The following is an 11,518-nucleotide window of genomic DNA, read 5'->3' as shown; positions in this document are numbered from 1 at the left end:
AACTGTTCGTGCAGGGGAAGATCGTTTTGCTGCTGGTCGGCAAAGAGGGTTGGCAGGACTGTCATGATTGGCCTCCGCGGGGCCGGGGCAGATGGCCCCCCCATCCGGATATTGCCTCCCGCAGGGTGCGCACCAGCTGTTCGTGCAGGGGAAGATCGTTTTGCTGCTGGTCGGCAAAGAGGGTTGGCAGGACTGTCATGATTGGCCTCCGCGGGGGCGGGGCAGATGGCCCCCCCATCCGGATATCGCCTCCCGCAGGGTGCGCACCAGCTGTTCGTGCAGGGGAAGATCGTTTTGCTGCTGATTGGCAAAGAGGGTCGGCAGGACTGTCATGACACTTCCCGTTGCGGATAAATTGGTCTGCCCATATTGGCAAAATTGGTCGGCGTGGCAAGGCCATTTTGTCGCTAAATTGGTGGGCAAGGAAGTGAATCAATCCCATTGGCTACACACATTGGCTACAGAAGGAGTCTGCATGTCGGAATACAGCGCCACCATCAGCTGGCAGCGAGGGGCCAGCGAGCCTTTTGTCGATCAGCGTTACAGCCGGGCCCATGAGTGGGCGTTTGACGGTGGAGTCAGGGTGCCCGCTTCCTCCTCCCCCCATGTGGTGCCCTTGCCTTGGTCGGTGGCCGAGCACGTGGATCCCGAAGAGGCCTTCGTCGCATCCCTCTCCAGTTGTCACATGCTGACCTTCCTCTGGCTGGTCGCCAGGGCGGGTTATCTGGTGGAGAGCTACCGGGATGAGGCCGTCGGCATCATGGAGCAGAACGAGCGAGGTCGCCAGTCCATCACCCGGGTCACCCTGCGCCCCAGGGTGCGGTTTGGCGGCGAGCATCGGCCCGATCTCGCCGTGCTGGAGCGGCTGCACCACCAGGCCCACGAGGAGTGCTTCATCGCCAACTCGGTCAACACAGTCGTCACCACAGAGATAGCACTCTAATCACAAGGAGGTTCAGGATGAGTCATGTATTGAGTACCGGGGTTGCGAGCCCGCTGGAGGCCAGCGCGTTTTTCGAGGCCCAGTTGAAGTTTCGCACCGATCCGGCGGATCTCGCCGCCGACCTGCTGGCCGGGGAGGCGGGTGAGGGGGGCAGCATAGTGGTCATCGACACCCGCTCCCCCGCGCACTACGCCGAGGGTCATATTCCCGGTGCCATCTCCTTCCCCCATCGCACCATGAGCCCGGCGACCACCCAGGGGCTGTCGCGGGACAGGGTCTATGTCTGCTACTGCGATGGCATCGGCTGCAACGGCTCGACCCAGGGGGCGTACAAGCTGGCAGCGCTGGGCTTTCGGGTCAAGGAGCTGATTGGCGGCCTGCACTGGTGGCGCCAGGACGGCTTCGCCGTCGCCACCGGCAGCGAGGCCGGCGTGCTGCTGGAAGGGGGGATCGCCTGTGCCTGCTGAACCCCTCTTCAACGGCCATGGCCAACCCCTGGGCGAGTCTCTGCCCGACTGGCGGGGCGCCGAGTTTCCTCCTCACCGCGTGCTGAGCGGCTGGGGCTGTCGCCTGGAACCGCTCGATCCCGAGCGCCACGGCAGCAGCCTGTGGCAGGCCTTCTGTGCCGACAGCGGGGCCATGTGGACCTACCTCACCAGCGGCCCCTTCGAGGATGAGGCGGCCATGCTGGCCTGGCTGCGAGGGGTCGCCGCCAAGGCCGATCCCCAGTTCTATGCCATTGTCGATGAGAGGAACGGCCGGGCGCTGGGGCTCGCCAGCTACCTGCGCATCGACCCCGCCGCGGGCAGCGTGGAGGTGGGTTGGCTGCACTTCTCGCCGGCCCTGCAGCAGTCGCGGCTGGCGACGGCGGCCATGGCGCTGATGATGGCCAATGCCTTCGCCCTGGGGTATCGCCGCTACGAGTGGAAGTGCAATGCCCTGAACCGGCCCTCCTGGCAGGCGGCGCTGCGTCTCGGCTTTTGCTATGAGGGGACGTTCCGCCAGGCGCGGGTGGACAAGGGGCACAGCCGGGATACCGCCTGGTTCTCGGTGATAGACGGCGAGTGGCCCGCTTTGAAGGGCTGTTTCGAGCGCTGGCTGGCGGATGCCAACTTCGACGAACAGGGGCGCCAGCGGCTGCGCCTCTCCGAGCTCACCGCCGCCTGCCGGGTGACGCCATAAGCCTGTGGTCCCTTGGGCCTGACGGGCAAAACGCAAGAGGCCCCGATTGCGGGGCCTCTCTCATGCTGGATGTTGCTTGATGAGTGAGCTCATTCATGGTGCTCGCCGATGGGGGCGGCGATCCACTTCATCAGGCGCACCATGTCCTCGGGCGCCACCCCGACCGAGAGGCCGCGCTTGCCGCCACTCACCAGGATCTCGTCAAACGCCATGGCGGAGTCGTCCAGCACGGTCGGCAACAGCTTCTTCTGGGCCAGCGGGCTGATGCCGCCCACCTTGTAGCCGGTCAGCTTCTCGGCATCGGCCGGCTTCATCATCTCCACCTTCTTGAGGCCGGTGGCCTTGGCGAGCTGTTTGAGACTGCACATGCCGGAGGAGGGGACTATGGCGACCACCGCCTGCTTGTCATGGTGAGCCAGCAAGGTCTTGAACACCTGAGCCTGGGGCAGACCGAGCTGGGTCGCGGCATGCTTGCCGAAATCGTCGTGGGCTTCGCACTCGTAGGGATAGAGCTTGTGGGGGATTTTCAGCTTCTTCAGCAGGTTGATAGCGGGTGTCATGGGGTCTCCTCGGGCCGGAACAAGGCCAGACAGTCTGCGCCCGAGGGCCAGATGTGGCAAGTGTCAGCCTTCACCCCCCATGGGGGCCTCTGTTCGCGCAACCGGATGCCGGATCCTATGATCTGAGCTCTTGTTCCCGCATTCCACCGCGATGCGATGGCGATCGAAAGGAATCGTAGCCATGAATACCCCAGCAATCCGCTCTCGCGATATCGACACGTTCGATCGTTATGAGGCCCTGGCCCGGCTGACCGCCCTCGACCGGACCTACGGCATGGTCGAGTTCGATCTGGATGGCCGCATGGTGTCGGTCAATCCCCTGTTTTGCGACATGCTGGGTTATCCCCCCGAAGCGCTGTTGGGCCAGTCCCATCTCATGCTCTTGCCGCCGGATCTGCAGGCCGAGCATGATCTCTTCTGGCAGAGGGTATTGGGTGGCGAGATCCAGTCGGGGGAGTTTCGCCGGGTCAGGCAAGGTGGCAACCCCCTCTGGCTCCATGCCACCTACATGCCCGTGACCGACGAGGCAGGCATCCTGCTGGGGGTGGTCAAGCTGGCGCACGACATTACCTCGGCTGTGATGGCCAAGCAGCGGGTCGAGCAGCAGAGCCAGCTGTTTGACATCGTGGTGGCCGCTCACCAGAGTTTTCTGCTCGATCGCAATCTCGGCTCCGCCTGCGATACCGTCTTCGAGCGGCTGCTGAGCGTGAGCGAAAGCTCCTATGGTTTCATCGGCATCATTCAGTACGAGGATGGCCGCCCCAGTCTCTATGTCCCCTCCATCTCCAATGTCTCCTGGGACGAGGCGACCCATGCCTGGTATGAGCAGCAGCGCCAGAGCCGGGGCGGGCTCATCTTTAGCAAGCTCGACAACCTGTTTGGGCACGTGGTGACCCACAATACCCTGGTGTGCTGCAACGATCTGCCGAGCCATCCGGCCAGTCGCGGTGTCTCCCCCCGTGGTCATCCGCACCTGGAGAGCTTCCTCGGCATTCCCATCCGCCACAAGGGAGAGGCGATCGGCATGATCGCCCTGGCCAACCGCCCGGGTGGCTTTGACGAGACCCATGTCAGCCTGCTCGAGCCCCTCACCACGGCCCTTGGCACCCTTATCCACGCCCGCAACCTGGAGGACGAGCGCAGCCGCATGGAGCGGGTGCTGCGCTTCAACGCCGAGCACGACTTCTTGACCAAGCTGCCCAACCGCAGCAGCTTCTTCACCCAGGCGAATGTCCTGCTCGATCATATCCAGCGCCATCCCGCCGAAGGGGAGGCCTGCTGCCTGGCCTTGATAGATATCGATTTCTTCAAGCAAATCAATGATGTATATGGACACCTTGCCGGGGATGCGGTGCTCGAGGAGCTGGCGCGTCTGCTGATGCAGGCGGTACGCAGCAAGGATCTGGTGGCGCGATTTGGCGGGGAGGAGTTCATCCTGCTGCTGCGGGGCACGACCCTGGAGGAGGCCCACACCATCATGGAGCGCATCCGGCGCCAGGTGGAGCAGCACTCCTTCCTGTATCAACACCAGGCGATCACCGTCACCATCAGCGTGGGGCTCACGCCCTATCAGATGAGTTACAGGCGCATGGATGACTGGCTTCAATGCGTGGACCAGCGACTTTACGAGGCAAAACGTCGGGGTCGCAACCAGGTCTCCTGATGAGAGGCTATATCGCGAAATAAAACAGGGCGCCATCATGGCGCCCTGTTTGTTGTGGATGTTTTTTCCCTTAGAGGGGGCTGTGCTGGCGGCAATATAGGGATCCCCGTGCCCGGCAGAGACGAAAAAGGGCGCCGGGGCGCCCTTGTTTGCAACGGTCCGGGATCAGCCGGTGTTGCGCATGCCGGCGGCGATACCGGCGATGGTGACCATCAGCGCCTGATCCAGCTCGGGGTGCAGGGTCTCAGGGTTTTTGCGCGAGCGGCCAAGCAGCTCGACCTGCAGCACGTTGAGCGGGTCTGTGTAGGGGTTGCGCAGCTTGATGGACTCCTTGATCCAGGGCTGGTCGTCCAGCAGGTCTCCCTGCGGGCGCAGCTCCAGCACCACCTGAATGGAGTCGGAGAGCTCCTGACGCAGTTGCTTGCCGAGGGCCCACAGCTCTTTGGGCACCAGACGGGTGTCGTAGTACTCCGCCAGCCAGAGGTCGGCCTTGAGGAACACCATCTCCAGCATCTCGAGGCGGGTGCGGAAGAAGGGCCACTGGCGGCTCATCTCGTCCAGCACGCTCTTCTGACCGTCATCTATGGCCTGCTGCAGACCCTTGTGGGCACCGAGCCAGGCCGGCAGCATCAGCCGGTTCTGGGTCCAGGCGAAGATCCAGGGGATGGCGCGCAGGCTCTCGACGCCGCCGTTGGGCTTGCGCTTGGCAGGACGGGAACCGAGCGGCAGCTTGCCGAGCTCCATCTCCGGGGTGGCGGCGCGGAAGTAGGGCACAAAGTCCGGGTGGCCGCGCACTATGCTGCGGTAGTGATCGCAGGAGACGGTGGCCAGCTGCTCCATCACGGCGCGCCAGCACTCCTTGGGCTTGGGTGGCGGCAGCAGGTTCCCCTCCAGCACGGCGCTGGTGTAGAGGTTCAGGCTGTGGATGGCGACCTTGGGCAGACCGAACTTGAAGCGGATCATCTCGCCCTGTTCGGTGACCCGCAGACCACCGCGCAGGGATCCCGGCGGTTGGGACAGGATCGCCTGATGGGCGGGGGCGCCGCCGCGACCGACGGTACCGCCACGGCCATGGAACAGGGTCAGGCGGATGTTGTTGGCTTCAGCCAGCCCCACCAAGGATTCCATGGCGGCGTACTGGGCCCAGCCGGCGGCCATCATGCCCGCGTCCTTGGCGGAATCCGAGTAACCGATCATCACGTACTGACGACCCTGGATGTAGCCGCGATACCAGTCCACCGACAGCAGGCGATCCATCACGGCGGTGCCTGCCATCAGATCTTCCTGAGTCTCGAACAGCGGGGCGACCGGCATGCGGAACTTGCAACCCGCCTCCTTCAGCAGCAGCTGCACCGCCAGGACGTCGGACGGTGCACCGGCCATGGAGATGATGTAGATGCCGAACGCATCGGGGTCGTGACCGGCGATCACCCGGCAGGTGTCTATGGTCTCGCGGGTCTCGTCGCTCGGTGCCCAGTCGGTGGGGATCAGCGGGCGGCGGGAGTTCAGTTCGTTGAGCAGGAAGGCCTGCTTGTCGTCCTCGCTCCACTCGGCGTAGTCACCCATGCCGAGGTAGCGGGTCAGCTCGGAGAAGACCTGACCATGACGCTCACCGTCCTGGCGGATGTCCAGCTTGACCAGATGGATGCCGAAGCAGGCCAGCTTGCGCAGCACGTCCAGCAGCATGCCGTCGGCGATGTTGCCCATGCCGCAGGCGTGCAGGGAGTGGTAGCAGAGCTCCAGCGGCTCGCGCAGCTGGGCCGTGGTCTTGATGAGATCGCGGCTCTCGCTCGCCTGACCCTGCACCTTGGCGGTGAGGAACTCCTGGGTCTCGCGCAGTTGCTCGCGCAGCTCGCGCACCAGGGCGCGGTAGGGCTCGGGGTTGTCACCGACTCGGGCGCGCACGGCCTCGGTACAGTCGGCCATGGAGAGCTCTGAGGTGAGCTCCTTGATGTCGCGGTAGAAGAGGTTGACCGCCATCCAGCGGCCCAGCTCCAGCACCTCGGCGGTCACCTTGGCGGTGACGAAGGGGTTGCCGTCGCGGTCACCGCCCATCCAGGAGGTGAACTTGACCGGCGCGGCATCCAGCGGCAGGCGCACACCCAGGTGGTGTTGCAGGCGCTCGTCCAGATTGCGCATGAATTCGGGAATGGCCGGCCACAGGCTGTTTTCCACCACGGCGAAGCCCCACTTGGCTTCGTCCACCGGGGTCGGACGCTGCTCGCGGATCTCGTTGGTGTGCCAGGCCTGATTGACCAGCTGTTCGATGCGATTGAGGATCTTGTCCCGCTCGCGGGGCAGCAGATCGGAGAGCTCCAGCGCTTCCAGGCAGTCGTTGAGCTGCACGTGCTTGTGGATCAGGGTGCGACGGGTCACCTCGGTGGGGTGGGCGGTCAGCACCAGATCGATGTCCAGCTCGCGTACCGCTTGGATGATGGCCTCCTGGGAGAGGTTGGAGGCTTTCAGCTTGGCGAACATTTGCTCAAGCGGGTCCGGCGTGCACTCCTGCTCTTCGCAGCGGCGGGAGATGGTGTGGAACTGCTCCGCCACGTTGGCCAGATTGAGGAACTGGCTGAAGGCGCGGGCCACGGGCAGCAGCTCGTCATCGGAGAGAGTACGCAGGGTCTCTAGCAGGCGTTCCCGGTCTGACTCGTTGCCCTTGCGGGAGGACTTGGCCAGTTGACGAATGGTCTCAATCTTGTCGAGGAAGGCTTGACCCTGATGATCCTTGATGGATTTCCCCAGCAGTTGGCCCAACATGCCTACGTTGGCCCGTAGGGCGGCGTACTTTTCGTTCATTCCACATCCTTATTTGGTTGGTGCCCCTTGACCTTCCGAGGGGAGAGGCAGCCTCACTTATTGTTGTGCGATTACAACATATGCTCCGTCATCTTAGGGGGACAATCTACCCAGATTGTCTGCGCAAGGTCAAATAACAGGCCGATTCAGAACATGTATTTCCCTCACCTGTCCCGAGGCGGCATGTCATGTAACTTACTTACATTCCCCTCGACCTAGGCGCAGAAACGCCGGATCAGGTGCTGCAGCACCGCCGTGGTCGGTTTGACGAACGAGAGATCCAGGTATTCATCGGGCTGATGGGCCTGAGTGATATGGCCCGGGCCCATCACTATGGTCTGGCATCCCAACTGCTGGATAAAGGGGGCCTCGGTACAATAGTTCACGGATTCGGCGGCCCGACCGCTCGCCCGCTCGGCCTCGCGTACCAGATCGGAGCCGTCCTCGCAGGCATAGGCCGGAATGGGTTCGTGCAGGTGTTGCAGGTGCAGGCAGCCCGGCTGGTGAACTTCGATGGGGGAGAGCGCCTCTTTCAGCAGGCCCATCAGTTCATCCGGTCCCACCTGAGGGGTGGGCCTCATGTCAATGTGCAGCTCGCAGCAGCCGCAGATGCGGTTCGGGCTGTCGCCCCCCTGGATGTAGCCCAGATTCAACGTGGGCTGTGGCACCGCGAATCTGTGGTCGGCATAGCGATCCTTGAGATCTTGCTGAAGTTTGAGCACCTGGCCCATGGCTTTGTGCATGATCTCCATGGCGTTGACGCCGTTGGCGGGATCCGAGCTGTGACCGCTTCGGCCTGTGATGCGGATCGCCTCCGACATGTGGCCCTTGTGAGCCACTACGGGCACCAGACCGGTCGGTTCACCGATCACCGCATAGTCAGGTTTGATCTCGGCCGCCGCGGCGATGGCGCGGGCGCCCGCCATGGTGGTCTCCTCGTCAGCGGTGGCCAGGATGCGCAGCGGCTTGCTGAGGGTGGTGAGATCGATCTCCTTGAGCGCCTCCACGATAAAGGCGAAGAAGCCCTTCATGTCGATGGTGCCGAGCCCGTACAGGCGGTTGCCCTCCTCGGTTACCTTGAAGGGATCCTTGCTCCAGCCTCCCTCGTCGAACGGCACAGTATCGGTGTGACCTGCCAGCAGCAGGCCCCCTTCCCCCTGGCCATAGGTCGCCACCAGATTGAATTTGCCCGGCAGGTCGGGCAATGCCGTCACCTCGCACTGGAAGCCGAGCTGGCCGAACCAGTCGGCCAGCAGCCGGATCACCGCCTCGTTGCTCTGATCCCAGCGAGGATCCGTGCTGCTGATAGAGGGAATCGCAATAATATTCTTATAAAGTGAAAAAAAATCCAGATTGGCCATCAGCTCCTCCTTGCGTCCCCGGAGTGTTTCTGTTAGAAAATACAAATGCAAAGTGAGTGCATGAATATTCTGTTCGAGTGCTCATCAACAAGGCTTCTAGTTGTAAGGGAAAGTTAATGTTCTGTCACCTGATCTGTAACCGACGACGCATATCCGCCTGAATTGCCCCTCCGCATTCGTTGCATCTAAGGGGCGATAGCCGACCCCTTGCACCGCAGCACCACGCTGTGAATTTCGAACCCAGACTTGGAATACTCAAACATGCTCAATACCGTTATCGTCGGTGCCAGTGGCTACGCGGGGGCCGAACTGGCCGCACTGGTCCAGAACCATCCAGAACTCAAGCTGTTCGGCCTCTATGTCTCCGCCGGCAGCCAGGACGCCCACAAGCGTTTCTCTTCCCTGCATCCTCAGTGGGTCGGTGAGCTGGATCAGCCGCTGCTGCCGCTGGACGAGGACGGCATGACCCGGATCCTGACCCAGGCCGATCTGGTGCTGCTGGCCACCGCCCACGAGGTGAGCGCCGAGCTCGCCCCCAAGTTCCTGGCCAAGGGGCTGCCGGTGTTCGATCTCTCCGGCGCCTTCCGGGTCAAGGATCAGGGGTTCTACGCCTCCTTCTACGGTTTCACCCACGACAGCGAGCAGTGGCTGGAACAGGCCGTCTACGGTCTGGCGGAGTGGAATGCCGATGCCATCCACAACGCCCAACTCATTGCGGTGCCCGGCTGCTATCCAACCGCCTCCCTCTGCGCCCTCAAGCCGCTGCAGCAGGCCGGTCTGATTGCCGAGGGATGGCAGCCCATCATCAACGCGGTTTCCGGTGTCTCCGGAGCCGGTCGCAAGGCCGCCATCAACACCAGCTTCTGCGAGGTGAGCCTGAGCCCCTACGGCACCTTCAATCACAGACACCAGCCGGAGATCAGTCACCACCTCGGCAAGGGGGTGCTGTTCCAGCCCCACCTTGGCAACTATGTGCGGGGCATACTGGCCACCATCTATGTGCAACTGGCGGATGGGGTGACGCAGACCCAGGTGGATCAAGCCTATCTCAAGGCCTATGAGGGCAAGCCCCTGGTGCGCCTCACCGGCCAGATGCCCTCCATCCGTGGCGTGGCCAATACCCCTTACTGCGACCTCGCCTGGCAGCAGCAGGGCAACATGCTGGTGGTGGTGTCCGCCATCGACAACCTGCTCAAGGGCGCCGCCTCCCAGGCGATGCAGTGCATAAATATCAAGTTTGGTTTTGAACCGGCCACCGGCCTGATTTAACGCTTTAAGGAAGGATCGAGAAGATGGACAAGCAGACGCTGGTAATCAAGTTGGGCGGCGCCCTGATCGAGAACGACGAGGCCCTGACCGCCCTGTTCGCCACCCTGAAAACCTTCCTGGACGATCAGCACCGTCCCCTGGTGCTGGTGCACGGTGGTGGCTGCCTGGTGGATGACCTGCTCAAGGGGCTGGGGATGACTTCCACCAAGAAGAACGGCCTGCGGGTCACCCCGTTCGAGCAGATCCCCTTCATCGCCGGGGCCCTGGCTGGCACCGCGAACAAGATGATGATGGCCAAGGCCATCGCCACCGGCATCCCGGCTGTGGGGCTCTGCCTCGCCGACGGCGGTCTGTGCCAGGTGACCCAGCTCGACCCGGATCTCGGCGCCGTCGGTGACTGCCAGCCGGGCAACCCGGCGCTGGTGGCCGGCATCCTGGGGCAGGGTTTCCTGCCGGTGGTGAGCTCCATCGGCATCACCGCCGATGGCCAGCTGATGAACGTCAACGCGGATCAGGCGGCCACGGCGATTGCCGAGGCGCTGGGCGCCGATCTGGTGATGCTGTCGGATGTGAGCGGCATCCTGGATGGCAAGGGCAAGCTGGTGCCGCAGCTGGATAAACAGAGCGCGCTGGACCTGATGGAGAAGGGCGTTATTACGGACGGCATGGCGGTCAAGGTGAAAGCCGCGTTGCACGCCGCAGAGACCCTGGGCAAACCTGTCTGTGTCGCCAGCTGGCGCTACCCGGATCAGCTGCTCAAGCTGCTGGCGGGCGGTGCCGTCGGCACCCAAGTCACCCTCTAACCCTGGCCGGAAAAAGGAACATCCGATGCAACATCTTCTGAAAGACAGCGACTTGAGCAAGGCCCAGATCGAGGCGCTGATAGCCCTGGGCAAAGCGGTCAAGGCCGACCCCAAGAAGTACGGCCAGTCGCTGGCAGGCAAGAGCGTGGTCACCCTGTTCGAGAAGCCTTCCCTGCGCACCCGGGTCACCTTCGACATCGGCATCGCCCGGCTCGGCGGTCACAGCGTCTATCTGGATCAGCAGAACGGCGCGCTCGGCAAGCGGGAATCGGTGAAGGATTTCGCCGCCAACCTGTCCCGCTGGTGTGATGCCATAGTCGCGCGGGTGTTCGATCACCAGACCCTGGTCGAGCTGGCTGAGCATGGCTCTGTGCCCGTGGTGAACAGCCTGTGCAACCTCTACCACCCCTGCCAGGGGCTGGCGGACTTTATGACCATCAGTGAGCAGTATGCGGATCTGTCGAAGGTGAAGCTGGCCTACCTCGGTGATGGCAACAACGTCAGCCACTCCCTGCTGCTGCTGGGGGCGACGCTCGGCACCGACGTGACCCTGGTCTGCCCCAAGGGCCATGGCCCGGACACCCAGATCTTCCTGCAGGCCCAGGCGCTGGCGGCGCAATCTGGTGCGACCATCCACATCAGCGATGACGTGGGCGCCATCGAAGGCTTTGACGTGGTTTATACCGACACCTGGGTTTCCATGGGTGACAACACACCAATGGAGCAGGTAAAAGATATCTTCATGCCTTATCAGATCAACCAGGCCCTGCTCGATCGCACCGGCATCCAGCACGTGCTGCATTGCCAGCCGGCGCACCGGGAGCTTGAGATCACCTCGGAGGTCATGGACGGACCAGCCTCCCTCATCATGGATGAGGCAGAAAACCGGATGCATATCCAGAATGCCGTGCTGCTGACCCTGTTCGGGCACAAGTAAC

Annotated in this window: 10 protein-coding genes; 7 read left to right on the top strand and 3 right to left on the bottom strand. The window is 63.0% G+C overall.

What is annotated here, in order from left to right:
• The first annotated feature begins 475 nt into the window (after positions 1-475).
• The 3 genes from PG898_RS10795 to PG898_RS10785 are packed head-to-tail and all read left to right on the top strand — an operon-like array spanning position 476 to position 2,125.
• Positions 476-943, top strand: a complete 468-nt coding sequence (locus PG898_RS10795) for an OsmC family protein (RefSeq protein WP_270824120.1) — start codon at positions 476-478, stop codon at positions 941-943.
• A 17-nt stretch (positions 944-960) separates the two neighbouring features.
• Positions 961-1,410, top strand: a complete 450-nt coding sequence (locus PG898_RS10790) for a rhodanese-like domain-containing protein (RefSeq protein ID WP_270824119.1) — start codon at positions 961-963, stop codon at positions 1,408-1,410.
• Entirely contained in the window at positions 1,400-2,125 is a 726-nt protein-coding gene (locus PG898_RS10785) for a GNAT family N-acetyltransferase (RefSeq protein ID WP_270824118.1), read from the top strand. The genes PG898_RS10790 and PG898_RS10785 overlap by 11 nt, the downstream gene beginning before the upstream one ends.
• An 89-nt stretch (positions 2,126-2,214) precedes the next feature.
• Here PG898_RS10785 and ybaK read toward each other — a convergent pair whose 3' ends face one another.
• Entirely contained in the window at positions 2,215-2,685 is a 471-nt protein-coding gene (gene ybaK, locus PG898_RS10780; RefSeq protein WP_005324867.1) for a Cys-tRNA(Pro) deacylase, read from the bottom strand.
• 181 nt (positions 2,686-2,866) lie between these two features.
• On the opposite strand from ybaK, the gene PG898_RS10775 reads away from it, so the two are divergent.
• Positions 2,867-4,348 (top strand): GGDEF domain-containing protein, encoded by a 1,482-nt coding sequence (locus PG898_RS10775; RefSeq protein WP_270824117.1) that lies wholly within the window; start codon positions 2,867-2,869, stop codon positions 4,346-4,348.
• A gap of 165 nt (positions 4,349-4,513) precedes the next feature.
• On the opposite strand, the gene ppc is transcribed toward PG898_RS10775, so the two are convergent.
• Together ppc and argE are read right to left on the bottom strand one after the other, a co-directional pair.
• Entirely contained in the window at positions 4,514-7,147 is a 2,634-nt protein-coding gene (gene ppc / locus PG898_RS10770; RefSeq protein WP_005324863.1) for a phosphoenolpyruvate carboxylase, read from the bottom strand.
• Positions 7,148-7,362: 215 nt separating this feature from the next.
• Positions 7,363-8,508, bottom strand: a complete 1,146-nt coding sequence (argE, locus tag PG898_RS10765; protein ID WP_042648376.1) for an acetylornithine deacetylase — start codon at positions 8,506-8,508, stop codon at positions 7,363-7,365.
• A gap of 261 nt (positions 8,509-8,769) precedes the next feature.
• Here argE and argC point away from each other — a divergent pair, with 261 nt between their 5' ends.
• From argC to PG898_RS10750, 3 genes are read left to right on the top strand one after another with little or no spacing between them, the layout of a single operon-like run.
• Complete coding sequence (argC, locus tag PG898_RS10760; protein WP_270824116.1) at positions 8,770-9,777, top strand: N-acetyl-gamma-glutamyl-phosphate reductase; 1,008 nt, start codon at positions 8,770-8,772, stop codon at positions 9,775-9,777.
• A gap of 23 nt (positions 9,778-9,800) precedes the next feature.
• Positions 9,801-10,580 (top strand): acetylglutamate kinase, encoded by a 780-nt coding sequence (gene argB, locus PG898_RS10755; protein WP_171276872.1) that lies wholly within the window; start codon positions 9,801-9,803, stop codon positions 10,578-10,580.
• Positions 10,581-10,605: 25 nt separating this feature from the next.
• Positions 10,606-11,517 carry an ornithine carbamoyltransferase gene (locus PG898_RS10750; RefSeq protein ID WP_270824115.1) on the top strand — a complete coding sequence of 304 codons (912 nt, stop codon included), beginning with the start codon at positions 10,606-10,608 and terminating at the stop codon, positions 11,515-11,517.
• The last annotated feature ends 1 nt before the right edge of the window (position 11,518 follow it).

Source organism: Aeromonas sp. QDB31 (assembly GCF_027707605.1).
Taxonomy (GTDB): Bacteria; Pseudomonadota; Gammaproteobacteria; order Enterobacterales; family Aeromonadaceae; genus Aeromonas; species Aeromonas media.
This window is presented reverse-complemented; position numbering and strand designations above follow the sequence as displayed.

What these genes read in the sequence shown, in the direction of transcription:
- PG898_RS10795 (WP_270824120.1), top strand. Translation starts at nt 476, where the DNA reads ATGTCGGAATACAGCGCCACCATCAGCTGGCAGCGAGGGGCCAGCGAG.
- PG898_RS10790 (WP_270824119.1), top strand. Translation starts at nt 961, where the DNA reads ATGAGTCATGTATTGAGTACCGGGGTTGCGAGCCCGCTGGAGGCCAGC.
- ybaK (WP_005324867.1), bottom strand. Translation starts at nt 2,685, where the DNA reads ATGACACCCGCTATCAACCTGCTGAAGAAGCTGAAAATCCCCCACAAG.
- PG898_RS10775 (WP_270824117.1), top strand. Translation starts at nt 2,867, where the DNA reads ATGAATACCCCAGCAATCCGCTCTCGCGATATCGACACGTTCGATCGT.
- ppc (WP_005324863.1), bottom strand. Translation starts at nt 7,147, where the DNA reads ATGAACGAAAAGTACGCCGCCCTACGGGCCAACGTAGGCATGTTGGGC.
- argE (WP_042648376.1), bottom strand. Translation starts at nt 8,508, where the DNA reads ATGGCCAATCTGGATTTTTTTTCACTTTATAAGAATATTATTGCGATT.
- argC (WP_270824116.1), top strand. Translation starts at nt 8,770, where the DNA reads ATGCTCAATACCGTTATCGTCGGTGCCAGTGGCTACGCGGGGGCCGAA.
- argB (WP_171276872.1), top strand. Translation starts at nt 9,801, where the DNA reads ATGGACAAGCAGACGCTGGTAATCAAGTTGGGCGGCGCCCTGATCGAG.
- PG898_RS10750 (WP_270824115.1), top strand. Translation starts at nt 10,606, where the DNA reads ATGCAACATCTTCTGAAAGACAGCGACTTGAGCAAGGCCCAGATCGAG.